This is a genomic window from Gammaproteobacteria bacterium (assembly GCA_011375345.1).
Lineage (GTDB): Bacteria > Pseudomonadota > Gammaproteobacteria > DRLM01 > DRLM01 > DRLM01.
Genome location: DRLM01000022.1, coordinates 1 through 19,991 on the forward strand (window position 1 = coordinate 1; position 19,991 = coordinate 19,991).

21 protein-coding genes are annotated in these 19,991 nt (G+C 63.9%); 11 read left to right on the forward strand and 10 right to left on the reverse strand.

Annotation, left to right across the window (positions count from 1 at the left end; genetic code table 11):
• On the reverse strand, positions 1 to 371 hold a 371-nt coding region (locus tag ENJ19_01955), incomplete at its 3' end, for an insulinase family protein (protein ID HHM04492.1).
• Between the two features lie 157 nt (positions 372 to 528).
• On the opposite strand from ENJ19_01955, the gene ftsY reads away from it, so the two are divergent.
• The 4 genes from ftsY (at position 529) to rpoH (ending at position 4,254) form a co-directional block, all read left to right on the forward strand.
• Complete coding sequence (gene ftsY, locus ENJ19_01960; protein ID HHM04493.1) at positions 529 to 1,500, forward strand: signal recognition particle-docking protein FtsY; 972 nt, start codon at positions 529 to 531, stop codon at positions 1,498 to 1,500.
• Between the two features lie 16 nt (positions 1,501 to 1,516).
• Positions 1,517 to 2,188, forward strand: a complete 672-nt coding sequence (ftsE, locus tag ENJ19_01965; GenBank protein ID HHM04494.1) for a cell division ATP-binding protein FtsE — start codon at positions 1,517 to 1,519, stop codon at positions 2,186 to 2,188.
• On the forward strand, positions 2,185 to 3,219 hold the full coding sequence (locus ENJ19_01970; GenBank protein HHM04495.1) for an ABC transporter permease: 1,035 nt from the start codon (positions 2,185 to 2,187) through the stop codon (positions 3,217 to 3,219). Before ftsE ends, ENJ19_01970 begins: the two co-directional genes overlap by 4 nt.
• Before the next feature lie 180 nt (positions 3,220 to 3,399).
• A complete protein-coding gene (gene rpoH / locus ENJ19_01975; GenBank protein HHM04496.1) occupies positions 3,400 to 4,254 on the forward strand; it encodes an RNA polymerase sigma factor RpoH in 855 nt (284 codons plus the stop codon).
• A 50-nt stretch (positions 4,255 to 4,304) separates the two neighbouring features.
• On the opposite strand, the gene ENJ19_01980 is transcribed toward rpoH, so the two are convergent.
• Entirely contained in the window at positions 4,305 to 4,850 is a 546-nt protein-coding gene (locus tag ENJ19_01980) for a hypothetical protein (protein ID HHM04497.1), read from the reverse strand.
• Positions 4,851 to 5,153: 303 nt separating this feature from the next.
• Here ENJ19_01980 and ENJ19_01985 point away from each other — a divergent pair, with 303 nt between their 5' ends.
• From ENJ19_01985 to trmL, 6 genes are all read left to right on the forward strand, one after another.
• Complete coding sequence (locus ENJ19_01985; GenBank protein ID HHM04498.1) at positions 5,154 to 6,326, forward strand: 3-oxoacyl-ACP synthase; 1,173 nt, start codon at positions 5,154 to 5,156, stop codon at positions 6,324 to 6,326.
• A gap of 114 nt (positions 6,327 to 6,440) precedes the next feature.
• On the forward strand, positions 6,441 to 7,121 hold the full coding sequence (locus ENJ19_01990) for a 3-oxoacyl-ACP synthase (GenBank protein HHM04499.1): 681 nt from the start codon (positions 6,441 to 6,443) through the stop codon (positions 7,119 to 7,121).
• 14 nt (positions 7,122 to 7,135) lie between these two features.
• Complete coding sequence (locus ENJ19_01995; GenBank protein HHM04500.1) at positions 7,136 to 8,062, forward strand: hypothetical protein; 927 nt, start codon at positions 7,136 to 7,138, stop codon at positions 8,060 to 8,062.
• 267 nt (positions 8,063 to 8,329) lie between these two features.
• Positions 8,330 to 9,178, forward strand: coding sequence for an acyltransferase family protein (locus tag ENJ19_02000; GenBank protein ID HHM04501.1), 849 nt, complete (start codon positions 8,330 to 8,332; stop codon positions 9,176 to 9,178).
• A 28-nt stretch (positions 9,179 to 9,206) separates the two neighbouring features.
• Positions 9,207 to 10,268: a polyprenyl synthetase family protein gene (locus tag ENJ19_02005; protein HHM04502.1), complete on the forward strand. Its 1,062-nt coding sequence runs from the start codon at positions 9,207 to 9,209 to the stop codon at positions 10,266 to 10,268.
• A 43-nt stretch (positions 10,269 to 10,311) separates the two neighbouring features.
• The gene (gene trmL, locus ENJ19_02010) at positions 10,312 to 10,773 is read left to right on the forward strand and encodes a tRNA (uridine(34)/cytosine(34)/5-carboxymethylaminomethyluridine(34)-2'-O)-methyltransferase TrmL (GenBank protein ID HHM04503.1); all 462 of its coding nucleotides are present in this window, start codon (positions 10,312 to 10,314) and stop codon (positions 10,771 to 10,773) included.
• A 117-nt stretch (positions 10,774 to 10,890) separates the two neighbouring features.
• Here trmL and ENJ19_02015 read toward each other — a convergent pair whose 3' ends face one another.
• The 5 genes from ENJ19_02015 to ENJ19_02035 form a co-directional block, all read right to left on the reverse strand.
• Positions 10,891 to 11,556 carry a methyltransferase domain-containing protein gene (locus ENJ19_02015; GenBank protein HHM04504.1) on the reverse strand — a complete coding sequence of 222 codons (666 nt, stop codon included), beginning with the start codon at positions 11,554 to 11,556 and terminating at the stop codon, positions 10,891 to 10,893.
• Between the two features lie 33 nt (positions 11,557 to 11,589).
• Positions 11,590 to 11,991, reverse strand: a complete 402-nt coding sequence (locus ENJ19_02020) for a type II toxin-antitoxin system VapC family toxin (protein HHM04505.1) — start codon at positions 11,989 to 11,991, stop codon at positions 11,590 to 11,592.
• Positions 11,988 to 12,221, reverse strand: a complete 234-nt coding sequence (locus ENJ19_02025) for a type II toxin-antitoxin system Phd/YefM family antitoxin (GenBank protein ID HHM04506.1) — start codon at positions 12,219 to 12,221, stop codon at positions 11,988 to 11,990. The genes ENJ19_02020 and ENJ19_02025 overlap by 4 nt, the downstream gene beginning before the upstream one ends.
• Positions 12,222 to 12,487: 266 nt before the next feature.
• Complete coding sequence (gene lysA / locus ENJ19_02030) at positions 12,488 to 13,735, reverse strand: diaminopimelate decarboxylase (protein ID HHM04507.1); 1,248 nt, start codon at positions 13,733 to 13,735, stop codon at positions 12,488 to 12,490.
• Between the two features lie 37 nt (positions 13,736 to 13,772).
• Entirely contained in the window at positions 13,773 to 13,880 is a 108-nt protein-coding gene (locus tag ENJ19_02035) for a hypothetical protein (GenBank protein HHM04508.1), read from the reverse strand.
• Between the two features lie 126 nt (positions 13,881 to 14,006).
• Between ENJ19_02035 and ENJ19_02040 the strand changes: the two genes are divergently transcribed.
• Positions 14,007 to 14,726: a carboxylesterase gene (locus tag ENJ19_02040; GenBank protein HHM04509.1), complete on the forward strand. Its 720-nt coding sequence runs from the start codon at positions 14,007 to 14,009 to the stop codon at positions 14,724 to 14,726.
• On the opposite strand, the gene ENJ19_02045 is transcribed toward ENJ19_02040, so the two are convergent.
• The 3 genes from ENJ19_02045 to ENJ19_02055 form a co-directional block, all read right to left on the reverse strand.
• A complete protein-coding gene (locus tag ENJ19_02045; protein ID HHM04510.1) occupies positions 14,680 to 17,535 on the reverse strand; it encodes a class I adenylate cyclase in 2,856 nt (951 codons plus the stop codon). The genes ENJ19_02040 and ENJ19_02045 overlap by 47 nt on opposite strands.
• A 48-nt stretch (positions 17,536 to 17,583) precedes the next feature.
• The gene (locus tag ENJ19_02050; GenBank protein ID HHM04511.1) at positions 17,584 to 18,807 is read right to left on the reverse strand and encodes a multifunctional CCA addition/repair protein; all 1,224 of its coding nucleotides are present in this window, start codon (positions 18,805 to 18,807) and stop codon (positions 17,584 to 17,586) included.
• A gap of 101 nt (positions 18,808 to 18,908) precedes the next feature.
• A complete protein-coding gene (locus ENJ19_02055; protein ID HHM04512.1) occupies positions 18,909 to 19,865 on the reverse strand; it encodes a complex I NDUFA9 subunit family protein in 957 nt (318 codons plus the stop codon).
• Between the last annotated feature and the right edge of the window lie 126 nt (positions 19,866 to 19,991).

A 19,991-nucleotide genomic window follows, 5' to 3' on the forward strand; every position in this document is an offset into this window, starting at 1 on the left:
AGCTCAAAGCTCACTTCCAGGCGGCTTTTTTCCATCTGCTGAAAATAAGCCGTGTAGTCGCGCCCGGTGAAAGCGTTTTCCCGACCGCCGTTTTCGGCAATGATGCGCGAAAACTCGTTGGGCCCCAGCTTGGCGGTGCCCTTGAACATCATGTGTTCCAGCACATGGGACACGCCGGTGATGCCGTCGTGCTCATAGCTGGAGCCCACTTTGTACCAAAGCTGGGAGACCATCACCGGCGAGCGGTGGTCCTCCTTGACGACGATTTTCATGCCGTTGTCCAGCATGAACTCACTGACCTTGGCCGCGTCCCCCCAGGCCAGCAGCGGCGCGAGCACACAAATAAAGAGCACAGGTGTTCGTTGGCGCATGAGTCCTTTTTCCTTGTTGGCCGACGCCAGGGCACGATCCGGGCCGGCCCCCGCAAATTCCAGGTCGGAAACGAAGATGGTAGGATAGCCGAAACCCGGGCGGTGAACCCACCCCGGCGTTCAAACCGCCTCCCGCTGTCCTATGATGGTTTAAGTCATGTTTGGTTCCAAAGAGAAGCGCGCCGCAACCGAGGATGCGCGGCCGGGTCTGTTCGGCCGCCTGAAAAGCGGTCTGCAAAAAACCCGCAGCCGCCTCACCGCCGGCCTGGGTGCCCTGGTGAGCGGCACCGCCGTGGATGACGAGCTGCTGGAAGAGCTGGAAACCCGTCTGCTCACCGCCGACGTGGGCATGGCCGCCACCCAGAGCATCATGGCCGGTCTCACGGCCCGCTTGCAGCGCAAACAAGCGGCCGATGCCGACACCCTGCTGGGCGCCATGCGGGAAGATATGCTGGCCATTTTGCGCCCCTGCGAGCAGCCGCTTTGCATTGACCCCGGGGCAAAGCCCTTTGTCATCCTCATGGTGGGCGTCAACGGTGTGGGCAAAACCACCACCATCGGCAAACTGGCCAGGCGTCTGCAAAACGAAGGGCGTTCGGTGATGCTGGCCGCCGGCGATACCTTCCGTGCCGCGGCGGTGGAACAACTGCAAAGCTGGGGCAGGCAAAATGGCGTACCCGTGGTGGCCCAGGGCCGTGCCGCCGACCCCGCCTCGGTGGTGTTCGATGCCATGCAGTCGGCGGCGGCGCGCAACATCGACGTCTTGATCGCCGACACCGCGGGCCGCCTGCACACCCAGTCCAACCTGATGGAAGAGCTGAAAAAAATCAAACGGGTGATGGCCAGACACGAACCCCGCGCGCCCCATGAAGTCTTGCTGGTCATCGACGCCGGTACCGGCCAGAACGCCCTCAACCAGGCCCGCCAGTTTAACGAGGCCGTGGGCCTCACCGGCATCGTTCTCACCAAGCTGGACGGCACCGCCAGGGGCGGCATTGTGTTCGCCATCGCCAAGGAGACCGGCCTGCCCATCCGCTACATCGGCGTGGGGGAGGGGATAGCGGACTTGCGCCCCTTCTCGGCGGAGGACTTTGTCGGGGCCTTGTTTGGCGGCGGGGAAAACGGCTAAGGGACGGCGGCCGTTCATGATCGAATTCCACCACGTCGGCAAACGCTACCCCAGCGGCCACGAAGCCCTCAGCGACGTCAGCCTCACGCTGGGGCGCGGCGAAATGGCATTTCTCACCGGCCATTCCGGCGCGGGAAAAAGCACGCTGCTGAAACTCATCGCCCTGGTAGAGCGCGTCAGCAGTGGCCAGGCCTGTGTCAACGGTCTGGACCTGGCGCGGGTGTCGCGCCGCCAGATACCGTATCACCGCCGCCGCATCGGTATGATTTTCCAGGACTACCGCCTGCTGCCGGAACACAATGTGTACGACAACGTGGCCCTGCCGCTGATATCCACCGGCGATTTCGAGCGCCGCGAAATCGGCCGCCGAGTGCGGGCGGCGCTGGACAAAGTGGGGCTGCTGGACAAAGAAAAATACTACCCCGTCGAACTGTCCGGCGGTGAACAACAGCGCGTGGGCATCGCCCGCGCCGTGGTACACCGGCCCCTGCTGCTGCTGGCGGACGAGCCCACCGGCAACCTGGACCCCCAGCTGTCCCGGGAAATCATGAGCATGTTCGAGGACTTCAACCGGGTGGGGGTGACGGTGCTGATCGCCAGCCACGACCTGGACCTCATCGACCGCCTGCCCCACCGCGTGCTGACCCTGCATCGCGGCCGCCTGATCCGGGGTGGCAACGCGGCATGAAACGGCGCCACGCCAAGGGGGCCGCAGGAGCGGCGCAGGCCGGCCACACCGCCCGCCCGGCCAACCTGCAACGGGCCCCGCGCCTGCGGCGCCGGCGCGGTTTGATTCCCAGCCTGGTCCAGCATCTGGCGGCCCACGGCGATGCCCTGCGGGGCAGCCTGGCGCAACTGCTGCGCACGCCCTGGTCCACCCTGCTCACCGCCACCGTCATCGGCGTGGCCCTGGCGCTGCCCGCGGGGTTTTACGCCATTTTGGAAAACCTGCAAACCCTCAGCGGCGGATGGGAACGGCAGGTGGCGCAGATATCCCTCTTTCTGAATGAAAACGTCTCCACACGGGCCGCCGAATCACTCATTACTGATATCCGGGCCCTGCCCGAAGTGGCGACGGTGGACTACATCTCCCCCGCACAAGCACTGGCGGAATTCAAACAAATGGGGGGAATGGACAATGTGCTGGCCATGTTGGACGAAAACCCCCTTCCCGCCGTGCTGCTGGTCCACCCCCACGAGGACCAGGCCCAGGCCCGGCCGATGAAGCAATTGCAGCAAAAACTCGCGGCCTTGCCCCAGGTAGAGTCCACCGTGCTGGATCTGGACTGGCTGGCGCGGCTGCAAGCCCTGCTGGCGCTGGGACAACGGGCCGTTTTGGTGCTGGCGGCGATGCTGGGGGTGGCGGTGCTGATCATCGTCGGCAACACCATCCGCCTGGCGGTGGAAAACAGGCGTCAGGAAATCGTGGTCACCAAACTCATCGGCGCCACCGACGGCTATATCCGCCGCCCCTTTCTGTACGGCGGCATCTGGTACGGCCTGGCAGGCAGCGGCATCGCCCTGATCCTGGTCAATGGCCTGCTGTGGGCCCTGGCGGGACCAACGCAACAGCTGGCCGCGCTCTACCACAGTCATTTCAGCCTTTCCCTGCTGCTGCCCGGCACTGCCGCCGCCGTGCTGCTGAGTGGGGCCGGTCTGGGCCTGCTGGGCGCCTGGCTGGCGGTGGCGCGTCATCTGCGGGACATCGAGCCCGCCTGATGCCGCGCCCCTGCCGCCGGCAGGGGACTCTGCGACAACCACGGCATCATGGCCGCTGCGGAACTTATCCCCCTCTTAGCACTCTCATGCAGTGAGTGCTAACATTATGCGCAGGTCGGGCGATACAACAAACGCAACCATCCCGCGCCCATCCTGTTTTGAAAGGGAGGTTTACCCGCTATGACACGTTCCCCCACACCCCTGGCGACCTTGCCCCTGGGCAGCCTGGAGGCCTACACCCAGGCCGTGAACCAGATTCCCATGCTGAGCGCCGCAGAGGAAAAACGGCTGGCCCGGCGCTTCCGCCAGCACAACGATCTGGATGCGGCGCGCCGGCTGGTCCTGTCCCACCTGCGCTTCGTGGTCCGCATCGCCCGCGGTTACGACGGTTATGGCCTGCAACAGGCGGACCTGATCCAGGAAGGCAATATCGGCCTGATGAAGGCCGTCAAACGCTTTGATCCGGAGATGAATGTGCGCCTGGTATCCTTTGCCGTGCACTGGGTGCGGGCGGAAATGCACGAATTCATCCTGCGCAACTGGCGCATTGTCAAAGTGGCCACCACCAAAGCCCAGCGGAAACTGTTCTTTAATCTGCGCAGCGCCAAAAAACGCCTGGGCTGGTTCACCCACGAAGAAGTGCAGAAGGTAGCCCAGGATCTGGGTGTGAGCCCGGAAACCGTACTGGAAATGGAAGCGCGCATGAGCGGCGTCGACACCCCCCTGGAAGGCAGCGCGGACCCAGGCGATGACAACCCCAAAATGGCCCCCATCGCCTACCTGGCGGCCGATACCCAGCCGGACCCGGCCCAGTCGGCAGAAGAAAATGAATGGCAAAACCGCCACCGCGAGTGTTTGTCCCGCGCCTTGCAGGACTTGGATCCCCGCAGCCGCGACATCGTACAAAAACGCTGGCTGGCCGAACCCAAGGCGACCCTGCACGAGCTGGCCGAACACTATGGTGTCTCGGCGGAGCGCATCCGGCAGATTGAACAGGCCGCCATCAAGAAAATGAAAGTGGTCATGGAGGCGTAGGAGCCTGCCGGGTGTGGGATGAACCGGCTGCAAAACCGGCGCGGCTTTTTCTATTTTGTGACCTTGATCAGCGTGCTGGGCAACACGGTAATCAGGCTCAGGCATTCCCCCTGTTCTTCGTTGAACTTGTCGATCACCCCCATATTGCACCGGTCAGCGCCGTGGACAAGCACGTATTCGATATCGTCGCACTGGATGCCGTTAAAACGTATCTGCTGATATTGGTCGCGGGTGGGTTTGATGGAATGAAAGGATTTTGACACGGTTTCGTAGCGCACACCGCCGGCGGTGTAAGCGGAGAAACTGGGCACCAGGCTCCTGATCTGGTAGCCCAGATTATTGGTCAGCCGAAAGCCGATCTTGCACGCCCGGGTGGCATCCTGGACGTTGGCCACCGCCATCACGGCGGCCCCTTCCGTGCTTGCCGGCTCGTCTTCAAGATAAATCCAGGTGTGGTCGCCTTTCAACAATACCGCGCGGCCATCCGGCGTCAGTACTTTTATCCCCTCAGGGTCCGGGTGTGCCGGAGAAGCGGCGGCATCGGCGCCCAGCTCGTCCCGGGCCTGCGCCGTACCCAGCCACAACACAACCGCCATCGCAAACGCGCCTGCCGTTTTCATCACACTCCCCCTGCTGCCCGTTCCTAACGAAGACCCAGCATATTAAACAATCACCGCAATAACCACCGTGGATCCATGACTTGATTTATCAGCCTGGCATTGGTCATCATTGGCATCCAAAGTGGGCGAGACGCTCAGGCGACAGGGGTTCCGCTTCCCTGACCCGGCACGCCCGCAACCACCACACGCACCGCAGCCATCAAGGCGTGCGATATCCCGCTCACAACACACCGCCGCGCCGGACACAGGGCGCCCGGATAATCGGTCCTGGAGTGACACATGGACGGCGCAGCCCAAGACGTCTACCTCATCAGCACCGGCACCTTTCTGCCCGGTCCTCCCGTCGGCAACGAGGAGATGGAAGACATTCTCGGCCGGGTGGCGGGCAAACCCAGCCGCTACCGGCGCCGCATCCTGGCCGCCAACGGTATCCGGCAGCGCCACTACGCCCTGGACCGGCAGGGGCGCCCCACCCACCTGAGCGATGAAATGGCCGCGGCAGCGATCCGCGCCGCCCTGGCCTGGCGGCACCTGGCGCTGGAAGACATCGGCATGCTGGCGGTGGCCACCTCCCTCAACACCGATTTGCTGCTCCCCGGCATCGCCTCCCTGGTCCACGGGCGGCTGGGCGGCCGGCCCCTGGAAATCCTCTCCTGCGGCGGCATCTGCGGCGCCGGGGCGGCGGCCCTGCAAGGGGCGCGCCTGGCGGTCAAGGCCGGCCAGCATGCCCTGGCGGTGGCCTGCGCCACGGAGCGCGCCTCCGCCATCATGACCGGCAGCCGCTTCGAAAAAGAAAGCGAACTGGCGCCGCAGCGGAGCGGGACGGACGACTCGTTCCACTATTTCAACGCGGATTTTCTGCGCTGGATGCTCTCCGACGGCGCTGGCGCCGCGGTGCTGGCCAACGCCCCCGTCCCCGGCGGCCTGTCCTTACGCATCGACTGGCTGGACAATTACTCCTTTGCCCACGAACTGGACACCTGCATGTACCTGGGCGCCGACACCGCCCGCAACCTCCGCGTGGAAAACACCTGGTTGTCCGAACCCACTGTGGCGGCGGCGGAAGCAAAAGGCAAACTGCTGCTGCGCCAGGATGTGAAACTGCTGGGGCAGCACATCGTGCCCGTGGTGGTGCGTGCGGCCGGCTTGTTGCGTGACCAGGGAAAGCTGGATGTGGCGCAGATTGATCATTTCCTGCCCCATCTGTCCTCGTATTTTTTCCAGCACCAGCTCCATGAGCAACTGGCCGCAGCGGACCTGGGCATCCCCCTGGAGAAGTGGTTCACCAACTTGCGCACCAAGGGCAACACGGGAGCGGCCAGTATTTACATCATGCTCGATGAAGCCTATCGTGAGGGCCGCTTCCAGGCCGGAGACAAAATATTGCTGATGATCCCCGAATCGGGCCGGTTCTCAGTATCTTACTGCCAGCTCAGCGCCATCGCCGCCTGAAGCCAACACCAGGGAAGGAGCCCAGCCATGACCCCGACCTCGCTGCCACTGCCCCGCCTCCGGCCCAGCCGGCCGGTGGAAGAGCTGTATCGATGCTCGCCCCTGGGCGACCGCCTGGCCCATACGGACCTGCCGGTGGCGGAATGGCTGGGGCTGGCCCTGGCGGAGGTGTGGTGCCAGTTCGAGCCCCGCCTCGCGGCCACTCCTATCGTGAAAAAATTCGAAGACGGCAGCGTCACCCTGGACGATTACAAGCTCTACCTGCTCAACATGCGCCAGCAAGTCAAGGACGGCGCCCGCTGGATCACCCGCGCCGCCTCCAGCATGAACGACCGCCACCTGCCACTGCGGGATGCCTTGATCAGACACGCCGCCCAGGAACACCGCGACTTCGCCCTGCTGGAGCAAAACTACGTGGCCGTGGGGGGCGCACTGGACGACATACGGTGTTATCCGCAAAACATCGGATCGGAAGCGCTGTCGTCCTATATCATGCACCAGGGTTCCCAGCCCAACCCGGTGCACGTGTTCGGCGCCACCTTCATCATCGAGGGTTTGGGCGCCACCAAGGCCGGTCCCTGGGCCCGCGCCCTGATGGACACCTTGGGCCTGTCCCAGGAGCAGGTGAGCTTTTTGCATTACCATGGGGAAAACGACGACAGCCACTACGACAATCTGGTGAAAGTGCTGGCCTCGCCCTTCGTCAGTGCCGAGATGGCGCCCCGCCTGGTGCGCACGGCAAAAGTCGTCGGGCGGCTCTATGTGTTGCAACTGGAGGAACTGGGCAATATCTGAGCCCGGCAGCGCCCATGGACGAGACCAAACCCGACACCACCGACAACATCATCGCGGCCGCCAAAGCGCGCCGCGACCGCGCCGACCCTTCCATCTACGACGCCTTCCTGGTCACACCCCACATCCATGTTGACAAGGCAAGCCTCGAAAAACAAATCCGCGATCTGCAACGGGGCTGGCGGCGCCACCTGCTCCCCAGCCTGCGCCTGCTGGTGCGGCTGTCACTCATCGTCATCTTGTCCATCAAACGCATCATGCCCTTCGACCTCGGCTCCGAGGCCCTGCTCAACCGCCTCGGCGTGTGGTTCATGGGCCGGATGATTTCCCCCGAGGCGCTGGACTACATCCTGCGCCATTTCCACATCGAAACCAGCCTGATCAACTTCGTGGCCCGCAATGCCGGCGCCGACGACGTGCAGGAAGTCAGCCTGCGCCCCTTGCGGGTGGCGGAGCTGGGCAGCGTGGACGGCCGCAATGCCATTAAATCCCACGACATCAACATCTACAATCTGATGCTGGATCTGGGGTACTCGGACCAGGCCCGGATCAAGGCGCCACTGCCCTTGGATGCCATCGATTTTTCGCCGCTCTACATCGGCCCCATCGACGTGGAACCCCGGCGCCGGCGTCTGGTGAATTTCGACCTGGACACCGGCATCTACATCATGATCGTGTTTCTGGGGCTGTTCCTCACCGACAAGGAAATCGAGCGGGCCATCACCTCCCTGCAACTGGACGAACCCTTGCTGGCCACCCTGGCCAACCTGACCGGCGACGATCAGTTCCGCTACTGGGCGCCCATGAAGTTCACCCACTGGCTGGGCTACACCAGCGACGTGGTGCGCGACCTGCGCTGGCATATGATGGTGACGGAGTACGCCTACCACCGCCTCTTGACGCTGGCGGCGCAACAGCGCGCCCGGGCTGGCCAAGGAAGCTGACTCCCGTTATCCTGGCAGCCCCTTGTGTCCACCTCACCGCAGCGGAGCCCACCCTGGCCACCCTCAAGCTGGAACAACTCAGCTGCCGCCACCTCGCCCCCCTGAATCTGCGCGCTCCCGGCGGCCGCATAGTCGTGCTGTCGGGACCGTGAAGCCGCGCACATCTCAGCCCTGACCAACCCCGCCGCACCCTGCCCGCTCGGGCTCTGTCAAACCCGCACTTTGTTGGTACACTACCCGCCACAGCCCAGCCGGCCGAAGCCCGCCATGTCGCTGATACTGCCCAGCGTTTACACCGAAGACCCCACCCTGTACGACGGCCTGTCGGTCGGGCGCCGCGATCCCGACTACGTGCGCGCGTTCATGCCTTTGCAGGAACCTGCTTACCGTTATTATTTCCGGGTGCGGGCGCGCGGTTTCGAACACATCCCCGCCGACGGCCCCATGCTGCTCATCGGCAATCACAACGGCGGCATCACCACCGCGGACACCGGCATGACCGCCCACGCCTGGTTTATGGATCAAGGACCGGAGCGCCCGGTGTACGCCATGGTTCACCCGGGCATTTTCACCATCCCTTATTTGAACGTGCACGCCATGAAGCTGGGCTGCGTCAGCGCCCACCCCAAAATGGCCATGGCGGTATTGGAAAAGGGCTGGCCCCTGCTGCTCTATCCCGGCGGTGGTGATGACGCCTACAAGCCCTATTACCGCCGCAATGAAATTCTGTTCGGCGGCAACACCGGCTTTATCAAACTGGCGCTGCGTTACGGCGCGCCCATTGTGCCGGTGGTGACCACCGGCGGGCACGACACCTTGATGGTCTTGGACAACGGCCGCGAGCTGGCGCAAAAGCTGGGCCTGGACAAACTGGGCATCGAACGCCTGCCCATCAGCTTAAGCCTGCCCTGGGGTTTGACCGTGGGCACCCCGTACATCATTCCCTTCCCCGCCAAAATAGAGATTGAAATCGGCGCCCCCATCACCTTTCCCGGATTGGGCCCCGCAGCCGCCCGGGACCGGGACGCCGTGCGAGGGTGCTTTGATCAAGTCACCACGCTGATGCAACACACCCTGGACCGCATGGTGCGCGAGCGCCGGGCCTCCAGCCACTGAAATCCCGAAGGCGCAAACCATGCCGGGCATGAAGGCCAAGGAAAAAAGGGCGCGGCCCAAAAACGCCACCGACCATTTCTTCGCCACCCTGGCCTATTACCGCGACCTGGTGCTGGCGCGCATCGACCGGCTCGTCCCCAAAAACCGCTACCAGCGCACCCTCTACGGCCCCATGCTGGAATACCCTCTGCGGGAAGGCAAAGGCCTGCGTCCGGCTTTATGTTTATCCATGTGCCAGGCCTGCGGCGGGCGCCTGGAGGACGGCCTGGACACCGCCGCCGCGCTGGAAATGTTCCACAACGCCTTTCTGATCCACGACGATATCGAAGACCACTCCGAACAACGCCGCGGCCAACCCACCCTGCACGCCAAATACGGCGTCCCCATCGCCACCAACGTGGGTGACGGCCTCAACATGCTGGCCTTGCGCACCCTGCTGCACAACGTCGAAACGCTGGGGCCGGAACGGGCCCTCACCATCATCCGCGATGTGGAACGCATGGCCCGGGAATCCACCGAAGGGCAGTCCATCGAACTGGATTGGGTGTACAGCAACACACCGGATGTACGCCTGCGCGACTACCTGCTCATGTGCTACAAAAAAACCTGCTGGTACACCTGCATCGCCCCCCTGCGCGTGGGCGCGCTCATTGCCAAGCTCCATCCCAGGGAACTCAGCCAGTTCAACGCCTTTGGCTTCAAAGTGGGCGCCGCCTTTCAAATCCAGGACGATGTGCTCAACCTCACCGCCGAAGAACACCTGTACGGCAAGGAGATCGGCGGCGACCTGGCGGAAGGGAAAAGAACCCTTATGGTCGTCCACGCCATGGGCAGCGCCAGCGCCGCCGGGCGCCGCCGCCTGCTCGCCATCTACGCCAAAGCCCGGTCGGAAAAAACCCAGGAGGAGCTGCGTTTCGTCTACGACACCATGCAGGCCCTGGGCTCTATCGACTTTGCCATCGACGTGGCCCGGCGGCTGACCCTGCGGGCAAAGAAAATATTTGACAACCGATTGCGCTGGATCCCCCCCTCACCGCACCGTATGTTTTTGCAGGAAATGATCGAGTACATGATCGAAAGAAAATTGTAATCACCGGCACGCCCGCTTTTCTTTCCCCCACGGACTCCTGCCCATGTTCAACCTTGTGCTCTATCAACCGGAAATCCCCCCCAACACCGGCAACGTCATCCGCCTGTGCGCCAACTGTGGCGCGGTTTTGCATCTGATCCGGCCGCTGGGTTTCGAACTGGACGACCGCCGCCTGCGCCGGGCCGGCCTGGATTACCATGAATACGCGCGCCTGCAGGTGCACGACAGCTGGGAGGCTTTCCAGGCGGCAGCGCCGGCGCGCCTGTTCGCCGTCTCCACCCGCGGCCGCCGGCATTATCATCAGGTGGATTTCCGCCCCGACGACGGTTTCGTGTTCGGCCCGGAAACCCGCGGCCTGCCGGCGGCGCTGCTGGACCGCTGGCCCGCACAGCAGATACTGCGCATTCCCATGCTGCCGGACAGCCGCAGCCTGAATTTGTCCAACGCCGCCGCCGTGTTGCTGTACGAAGCCTGGCGGCAGCAGGACTTCGCCGGCAGCATTTGACAGCTTGCTGAAAAACTCCCTCTCCCTGGGGGAGAGGGGCGGGGTGAGGGGACAAATCAAGTGCAACGCTTTGATTTTCCCCCGAGGGAGCAGGAGCCAATAGCATATTTCAACAGTCTAAGGCATGCGCCCGTGCACCAAGAGGTGCCGGTCCGACACCTGCTCCACGGCGAGGGGCAAACCCGCCACCGCCAACTGCTCCACCACTTCCTCCACCCGGTACGCCGCCAACAAAGAATGAAAAAAATCCCGCTGCAACACCGGCGGCTCGCCGGCGGCGTAGTCAGCCACCAGGGCCTCGGCCTGCGGACGCGAATCGGGGCGCCGCAGATCCATGATCAACACAGCCGCCCCCGGCGCGGCGGCGTGGCGCACAGCCTGCCACAGTGTTGAAGGGTCGCGCAGATGGTGCAGCAAGCTGTTGCTGATGACGGTGTGATAAGCGGCGCGCGGCAGGCTGTCATCGGGAAGATAGGCACGGCGCAAACGCACCCGTCCGGCCAGACCGCTGGCCGCCAGCCGGGCCTCGCCCGCGGCCAGCATGGCCACCGCGCCATCCACGCCCTCCACCTCGCAGCCCGGATGGGCGCGGGCAAAACGCAGGGCAATATCGCCGGGACCGCAGCCCAGATCCAGCACCCGGCCGGTGACGCGCTCACCGGGAAAGCAGGCGGCGAACAGCTCGATAAAGTGATTGTGGGGCGCCTCAAAATCCGCCGCCGCGTAGGCGGCGGCCTGGGCGGGGTCGTTCATGAGCTCGGGTTCGGGGATGCGGTTCACTATAAAAACTTCCGGTTGCGCGGCCACCGAACCGTTTCAATTCACGGCCCACAGCACGGGAACGCCATAGCGCTCGAACCGCCTGTCGGCGGTGACGACGGTGCGGCCGTCGCACAGGGCCTGGGCGATGATCAACCGGTCGAAGGCATCGCGGTGGTGCTGCGGCATCGCGGACACTTCGAGGGTGTGCCGCAGTTGAATCGGCAGCGCAGCGATGCGGTTGGCGTCCAACCTGCTCGGCACACAGCGGGCGGGCGGTTCCGGCAGCGTCAGTTTGCCCAGCGCGTGTTTGATGGCGATTTCCCAGGCGCTGGCGGCGGACAGCAGAATATCGTGGCTGCCGTCAGCGACCAGTGCCCGCGCTTGAGCACTCAGGCGGTCCGGGTCGGCGTTCCACCACAGCCAACAGTGCGTATCCAGCACATAGCGCGGCTTCACGATTCAAAATCGCGCAACACGTCTTCCGGCAAAGGGGCATCGAAATCATCGGCGATGCGCACTTTTCCGAGGTCCATCCCCGCTCGCCGCCCACCGGCCTCGCGAGCCACAGGCACCAGCTTGACCACGGCGCGGCCGGCCTTGGCGATGATGATCTCTTCCCCGTTGACAGCCCGTTGCAGCAACCGGGAAAGCTGGGTTTTGGCTTCGTGGATATTGACGGTGGTCACAGGTTTGCTCCCAACAAACGGGCACCCCGGCACTGTTATTAACCCGGCAATCAAACAGGTCGTCCTGACCTGTTTGATTGCCGCCCGCGAAATACGGGCACCATTGTGCGAAATGGCTGGTATTTCGCGGGCTCGCATTGACTTGCGCCAATGGCGGCACATCCCTGTGCCGCGCTATTAACCCGACAATCCTAATTGCCGGGTTAATAGCTAAGTTTAGGACTAAGTCAATCTAAAACTCTCGCCACCAAGCACCCCGGACGGCCTCACCCCGGCAACAGCCGCTCCCCCGCCATCAAGCCCTCCACCGTCTCCCGCGCCCGCACCAGGTGGGCCTGGGCCCCGTCCACCATCACTTCGGCCGGGCGGGGACGGGAGTTGTAGGTGGAACTCATGGTGAAGCCGTAGGCGCCGGCGGAGCGCACCGCCAGCAGGTCCCCTTCGGCCAGCACCAGCGCGCGGTCTTTGCCCAGAAAGTCGCCGGTTTCGCACACGGGGCCGACGATGTCGTAGGTTTCGGCGGTGCCGTCACGGGGTATCACGGGCACGATGGCCTGCCAGGCCTGATACAGCGCCGGGCGCAACAAATCGTTCATGCCGGCATCGACGATGGCGAAGTTTTTGTCGGGACCGTGCTTGAGGTATTCCACCCGGGTCAGCAACACCCCGGCGTTGCCGGCGATGGCCCGGCCGGGTTCGATGAACAGGGTCAGTTCCCGGCCCGCCAGGGCGGCTTTCACGGCCCGGGCGTATTCCCCGGGGCTGGGCGGCACCTCGTCGCGGTAGGGAATCCCCAGACCCCCGCCGATGTCCAGATGACGCAGGGCGATGCCTTGCCCGGCCAGGCGATCCACCAGCACCAGCACCCGCTGCAAGGCATCGACAAAGGGCCGCACACTGGTGAGCTGGGAACCGATGTGGCAATCCATGCCCACAAGTTCGATATGGGGCAGGGCGGCGGCCTCGGCGTAAAGGGCCAGGGCCTGGTCCACGGGTATGCCGAATTTGTTTTCCTTCAGCCCGGTGGAAATGTAGGGGTGGGTCCCGGCGTCCACATCGGGATTGACCCGCAGGGAGACGGGCGCGCGCCGGCCCATCTCCATTGCCACCTCGTGCAGGCGCTGCAGCTCGGCGGCGGATTCCACGTTGAAGCACTGAATGCCCACCGCCAGCGCCCGCGCCAGTTCATCGCGCCGCTTGCCCACGCCGGAGAACACCACTTTGGCGGGATCGCCCCCGGCTCTGAGCACCCGTTCCAATTCTCCGACAGAAACGATGTCGAAGCCCGAGCCCAGCCGCGCCAGGAGGTTCAGCACCGCCAGATTGGAATTGGCCTTCACCGAATAGCAAATAAGATGGGACTGACCGGCCAGGGCCTCGGCAAAGGCGCGCCAGTGACGCTCGATAGTGGCGCGGGAATACACATAACAGGGAGTGCCATAACGCCGGGCGATGTCGGCGAGAGACACGTCTTCGGCGTGGAGCACACCGGTTTTGCTGGTGAAATGATCCATGATCTCAGGGCTGCATCAACCAAAAGGGGGACAGCGCTCAGCGCGCCACGCGTCCGGTGTCTGGTTTTTCCTTGTCCGGCAGATACAGCGCCCCTTTCTGGCCGCAGCCGGCCAGCGCCACGGCCAGAGCAATCAGCAACAGCAAAGGCCGGAGCCGGAATGAGAGACGCTCGTGTACAGGCGCTGGCAACGGTTACAATTCCCACCCAAATCAAAGGACGTGGAGTATAAACCCTCCGCGCCACCCGTGCTTGAAATCAGGAACCGGATAATGACAGAAACGCTGTTGCCCTGCGTGGAGCTCAATCCCGACGGGCCGGTAAAAGCCAGCGTGATCTGGCTGCATGGCCTCGGCGCCGACGGCCATGATTTCGCCGGCATCGTTCCCGAGCTGCGCCTGCCCGCCAGCCTGGGGGTGCGCTTTGTCTTTCCCCATGCGCCGCTGCGGCCCATCACCCTCAACGGCGGTGCGGTGATGCGGGGCTGGTATGACATCGTGGATTTCAGCCCCCGGCGGGAAGACGAAGCCGGAATACGGGCCTCCAGTGCCGCCATCGCTGCCCTGGTGGATGCGGAGCGCTCCCGCGGCACCGCCAGCGAATGCATCGTGCTGGCCGGCTTTTCCCAGGGCGGCGCCGTCGCCCTGCACACGGCGCTGCGCTATGGTGCGCCCTTGGCCGGCGTGCTGGCGCTGTCCACCTACCTGCCCCTGGCCGCGACACTGGAACAGGAGGCCTCGCCGGCCAACCGCGATGTGCCGCTGTTTATAGCTCACGGAGAACAGGACACCGTCATCCCCCTGGCGGCAGGCGAAGCCACGCAGACGCACCTCAAACGCCTGGGCTACCCGGTGCAATGGCACACCTACGCCATGGGCCACGGCGTGTGCAACGAGGAAATAGCGGATATCTCGCGCTGGCTGCGCCGGCTGCTGGCCGCACCGTTCAAGACGCCTGAGGGGCCGGCACCACCCGCGCCAGCGCCTCGTTGAGCCATTGCTCGATGCGCTTTTTGTGGTTGAGGAAATGGACGGTCTGGATGTAGCCGCCCTGTTCCACGCCCAACATCTGGCGCGGCACATCGATGTCGGTGATGTAAATGGGATAGCGCTGGCCGCTGCGCCGCTGGCGCAGGATATGGGCGGCAACCTGGTGGAACAGTTGCTCACCGTGCTCCAGGCTGTTGAACTCCACGTGATCGCAATAAATGGTGAAATTGGGTTTGCTGTCGGCCCCCAGTTCGCCGATGACCTGGACATTGAAATAGTGGCCGCCGGCAGGCATGGCAGCCACCGCCTGCTTCACCAGCTTGCGGCGGCCCTGGGCATCCAGCACTGCCTCGTAAAACTCCACTTCAGGCGCCGGCGTAGCACCCTCCTCCAGCAGCATCTCGTAGCGCTGGCGTTTCAACACCGCCTGGAAAAACACGGAAAAGTGATTGATCAGCGCGCTGCGCTCGTGGAATTCCACTTCCTGCAGGAACAAGGCGCCCCGCTCATCCACCACATACACCTCGGCCGACTCCCGCCCCGCTTTAAATACCAGTTGAATCACACCCGGCCGGTTGATCTTGTAAATCCGCGGCAGCAGGGTCTCTTTGAGCGCGTAGCGGTCAATCACCACCGGGGCAAAGCCCTGCTGCCCCGCAGCCAGATAGTCCAACAACTCAGGATAGGGACCCACGTCGGTAAAATCCAGGGCATCATTGACCAGCCTGAGCACGTAGTAGTGCTGCTCCACCCCCAATACATAACGCTTGATCTCATTGTCCGACCCGCCGTAGAAACACGCCACAATATCGCTGAATAATTCTTTGATGCGACGCGCGATGGCCTCACCCCGGGCTGAAGAAAAACACAGCACCATCGGCGCAACGGGCGCCTTGCCGCTGCTGGGGGGCGACCAGCGCAGATAATCGGCCACACAGGCCAGCAAACCCTCTATGGCGGTATAGCGCGCCGTCAGCACTTCCCTCCAGGAATTCAACGACACTTGGTCGAAGGTCAAAGCCAGATTCTCACACAAGCCGCTATAGCTCAGTGCGTCGGTGCGGTTGGTGGTCAGGTGGGTGCCGGCGCGCGCCTGGCTCTTGAGCGGATCAACGCCCACGTTGACAAACAAGACCATGGACACCAGTTCCACGGCGCGCTCGAGGTCTTCGATCCGCGACCGCAAGGCCTCGCGCAGGGGATAGAGGCGCTGCAGGCTGTGCATCATGTTCCGCAACTCGCGCAAGCTGATTTCGCTTTTTTGCACATGCAGCGCCACCGCGGTGCGATCATCCGCCAGGCCGTTGAAATAACACCAGGCCACCAGTTCGCTCACGCTTTGGGCGCGCTTGAGGGGTTCATGCTGTTCCAGCTCCGCCGCCGGCACATTGCCGCGGTACAGGGCCCACACTTCCTGCAGGCCGCGCACCCGCACCTGCTGCAGGGTCATGCGCGGCTCCCACAAATCGTCGGAAATGCCACGGTTGATGATTTCCACCTTCCCCGCTTTGCGTTCGAAGGCCGCATACAACTTGCGGCCCAGCACCGTCATGTCTTTTTCATTGATGGCCGCCAGACCCGCCTGCTGGCGGGCAAACTCGGACAGGCGGCGGTAACTGTGGGTCAGCTCATCCACCAGCACCTTGCGCTCACGCAGCACCCGGTTGATTTTCCAGTCGCGGCGCGAATCCAGCATTTCCATGTAAACAGTGTTCCAGCCCCACGAACCGGTCAGCTCCCGCATCAGCTCGCGCCGCCAGGTGATGATGCGCGGGGTGTCGGGCGTGCCCAGTTTTTCGTTGACTTTGAAATAGAAACAGCGGCGCACGAATTCCAGCCGCTCTTCCTCTCCCCGGGCCTGCAAATGCTCTTCGATCACGCGGTACAACATCATGTAGGGATCGAGCTGATCCAGATCCGTTTCGCCTTCGTGAATGGCCCGTTTGAAGCGCTGGCACAGCAAGTCCACCTTGGGGTACTGGGCCGCATACACTTCCATCAGCAGCAGCTTGAGCACCGACTTGTAGGGTGAGTCGATGCCTTTGAACAACTGCCACAGGGCAGCGCCGAAAAACTCCTCGGCGGGGATGCGGGACACGTCGCCGAAATCCACGAATTCGCTGTCCAGTACAAAACGCCGGTCCACCAGGCCTTGGAGGTAAACCTGATAACTGCCCGGCGGGTCCGGCGGCACCAGCCACCACGCGGGAAAACGCCCGGCGATCAGCAAACTGGTGCGGTAAAACTCTTCCAGCAACAGATAATGCTGGGCCGTGCCGCTGCTTTCCGAGGACAGATCATCGTGGCGTCCCTGGCGGAACTGGCGGGGGTTGATCAGGAAAAAATGCACCTCCAGACCCAGACCGTCCGCCCACTGCTCAATCAGCATCGCTTTTCTTTTCAGTTCCTCCACCCGTTCCGGCGGAATCTCGGGGCGGTAGCACAACCAGATGTCAAAATCGCTTTTGCTGGAATAGGCCACGGTGCCGCTGCTGCCCATCAGATACAGGGCATGGATGTCATAACGTAAAATGGCGCTGCGTTTGAATTCGAAGCTTTTGGCAATTTTCTTGGCGGCGTGCAGGGCGTTTTTGGACGGCTTGTAGTCGGACACGCCAAGCGGCGTGTTCTTGGAGACGAAGCCCGGCAAAATAGGATGGTTGACGTGAAACAACAGCGGCAACAGATCAAGAAAGTCCCGCTGCCAATCGCGCATGGCGGCCTGCGCCCGGCGCAGCCGGTCGCGGTTGAGCAGCAAAAAGCGCTGCTTGATCGCCGGCACGCCGGCGGGAATTTTTTTAGCCTGTCGCATGCGTCACTCCCCGGCCACTGTATCGGCCGGGGCGGAGCAGGCTACAGCTCAGGGCGGTGCGGAGAGGGCAGCGATGGCCGCGCGCCGCGCCGCCCGCAGGCGCCCCGCCAGCGCCGCACCCTGCCACCCCGCCGCCAGCAGGGATCGGGGATCGACGGCGCGGGCGGCGCTCCAGGCCCGGTGCAGGAAACTCATCTGGGGATAAGGCCGCTCCGCGAAACCGGGCCGGCCGGCGGCATCGGCCCGGCAGGCCAGTAAGAACTCTTCAAAGCGCTCGGGCCGGCGGAAGGCGTCCAGCCGCTCCAGCAACTTCACCACGCTGGCAGGCCGAAGTTCCAAAGCGCGGTGACTGTGGCCGTGGAACTCCCCCACCAGCAGCGCCAGGGCCCGGTACTCCCGGGGCACCTTCAGGCGGGCGCACACCGCCTTCACTGCGGCCAGGCCCCGCGCCTCATGCCCCAGATGGCGGGGCCATTGGGCCGCGGGCGTCAGGCCTTTGCCCAGATCGTGCAGCAAAGCGGCGAAACGGACCCTGGGCGAGGCGCTGCGGGCGGCGGCCTGGGTGAGTACGCTGAGGGTGTGCACGCCCACATCGATTTCCGGATGATGCTGGCGCGGCTGGGGCACGCCGAACAGGCGGTCCAGCTCGGGAAACACCCGGGCCAGGGCACCACAGGCGCGCAGCATCTGAAAAAACCGGGCCGGCTGGGCCTCGCCCAAGGCCCCCACGGTCTCCTGCCAGACCCGCTCCGGCACCAGGGCGTCCACCTCCCCCGCCGCCACCATGTCCCGCATCAGGGCCAGCGTCTCCGCTGCCACGCGAAATCCCAGGGGGGCAAAGCGGGCACTGAACCGGGCCAGGCGCAGGATTCGCACGGGGTCTTCGGCAAAGGCGGGGGAGACGTGGCGCAACCAGCGCTCCTTCAGATCCCGGGCACCGCCAAAGGGGTCAACGAGCGTTCCGTCCGGCGTCAGGGCCAGGGCGTTGATGGTGAGGTCGCGGCGGCGCAGATCCTCCTTCAAGGTCACATCCGGCGCTGCGTGCACGGTGAAACCGTGATAGCCGGGCGCGGTTTTGCGCTCGGTCCGGGCCAGGGCATATTCCTCGTGGGTGTCCGGGTGGAGAAAAACAGGGAAATCCTTGCCCACTTGCTTGTACCCCAGCGCCAGCAGATCCTCGGGCGTGGCCCCCACCACCACCCAGTCCCGGTCTTTCACCGGCAGACCCAACAGCTGATCGCGCACCGAACCGCCGACTTGGTAGACGTTCATGGGGTTTGGAGAGCTTGGGGGGATTTGTTGATCACACCCCGCGCCTTACGAAAATTGAAAAGAAACTTCAAACCGGCGGTCTGGGTATCCGTGGCGAAAAATCAATACTCGTGCCGCGCCTGACGGCGGTAGGTGTCGTACAGACCGCGCTGGTCCTGGTGGCCCAGATAATAGGGTACCAGGGCTTCCACCGCACCCGGCGTGATGCCAAACACCTCCGGGAAGGGGCCGCTGCACACAGCGTCGGTCTGCATGGAAAGGTAGTTGTCCCGGGTAAAGGGCCTGCCCGGTGCCAGCTCGCCCAACCGGGCCATGCGCCGCGACATGGCGTCGGACAGGGGAATGATGCGCCGTTTCAGACCCAGCACGCTGGCGGTGTATTCCACCAGCTCCAGCAGGGTATAGCTTTTGGGACCGCACAAATCATAGCGCTGGCCACAGGTGGCCTTGAGGACCAGCGCCCGCACCATGGCGCCGACCACATCCCCCACGAATACCGGCGCAAAGCGGGCCTGGGGACAGGGCAGGGGGAGCAGGGGTGCGCGCGCCAGCAGGCCGGCGAAGTGCTCGAAAAAGTGATCGCCGGGACCAAAAATCACCGAGGGGCGGAAGCTGGTCACCGCCAGCTTGTCGTCGGCCTCGGCGTGCACGGCATCCTCCCCCCGGCCCTTGCTGCGCAGGTACTCCGAAGCACCCCCGGCGTGCGCACCCAGGGCGCTCATGTGCAGCAGACGGCGCACCCCGGCCGCCTTGCAGGCCCGGGCCAGACGCCGTGGCAGCTCCACGTGCACATGCTGGAAGGTATCGTCCCCCCGGGGATGAAGGATGCCCACCAGATTGACGGCGGCGGCACAGCCCCCCAGCAACGCCGCCAGTGCACCGTCGTCGGCCACATCGGCCTCGACCAAATCAATGTGGGGCAGCACCAGCAACTCGCGGTGACGCTCGGGATGGCGGGTCGGCACCCGCAGCTGATACCCGGCCTCGGCCAGCTTCTCCACCAAGTGCGTGCCGACAAAGCCGGTCCCCCCCAATACACAAACCGTTTTCTTCTGCATCGCCATCCTGTCCCCGGTCTTGTTGCGCCAAACGGAGCTGGATTGTCGCGGCCCGCCTTCTGGAGGTCAAGGGGCGGGGGTATACTGCAAGCCACAGCGCCACCGCCCACGCATCACGGGAAGAAG

Coding starts and splice junctions, on each gene's coding strand:
- ENJ19_02040 (HHM04509.1), top strand. CDS start 14,007: ATGACAGAAACGCTGTTGCCCTGCGTGGAGCTCAATCCCGACGGGCCG.
- ENJ19_02055 (HHM04512.1), bottom strand. CDS start 19,865: ATGCAGAAGAAAACGGTTTGTGTATTGGGGGGGACCGGCTTTGTCGGC.
- ENJ19_02005 (HHM04502.1), top strand. CDS start 9,207: ATGAAGGCCAAGGAAAAAAGGGCGCGGCCCAAAAACGCCACCGACCAT.
- ENJ19_01985 (HHM04498.1), top strand. CDS start 5,154: ATGGACGGCGCAGCCCAAGACGTCTACCTCATCAGCACCGGCACCTTT.
- ftsE (HHM04494.1), top strand. CDS start 1,517: ATGATCGAATTCCACCACGTCGGCAAACGCTACCCCAGCGGCCACGAA.
- trmL (HHM04503.1), top strand. CDS start 10,312: ATGTTCAACCTTGTGCTCTATCAACCGGAAATCCCCCCCAACACCGGC.
- ENJ19_02045 (HHM04510.1), bottom strand. CDS start 17,535: ATGCGACAGGCTAAAAAAATTCCCGCCGGCGTGCCGGCGATCAAGCAG.
- ENJ19_02000 (HHM04501.1), top strand. CDS start 8,330: ATGTCGCTGATACTGCCCAGCGTTTACACCGAAGACCCCACCCTGTAC.
- ftsY (HHM04493.1), top strand. CDS start 529: ATGTTTGGTTCCAAAGAGAAGCGCGCCGCAACCGAGGATGCGCGGCCG.
- lysA (HHM04507.1), bottom strand. CDS start 13,735: ATGGATCATTTCACCAGCAAAACCGGTGTGCTCCACGCCGAAGACGTG.
- rpoH (HHM04496.1), top strand. CDS start 3,400: ATGACACGTTCCCCCACACCCCTGGCGACCTTGCCCCTGGGCAGCCTG.
- ENJ19_01995 (HHM04500.1), top strand. CDS start 7,136: ATGGACGAGACCAAACCCGACACCACCGACAACATCATCGCGGCCGCC.
- ENJ19_01980 (HHM04497.1), bottom strand. CDS start 4,850: ATGGCGGTTGTGTTGTGGCTGGGTACGGCGCAGGCCCGGGACGAGCTG.
- ENJ19_02050 (HHM04511.1), bottom strand. CDS start 18,807: ATGAACGTCTACCAAGTCGGCGGTTCGGTGCGCGATCAGCTGTTGGGT.
- ENJ19_01970 (HHM04495.1), top strand. CDS start 2,185: ATGAAACGGCGCCACGCCAAGGGGGCCGCAGGAGCGGCGCAGGCCGGC.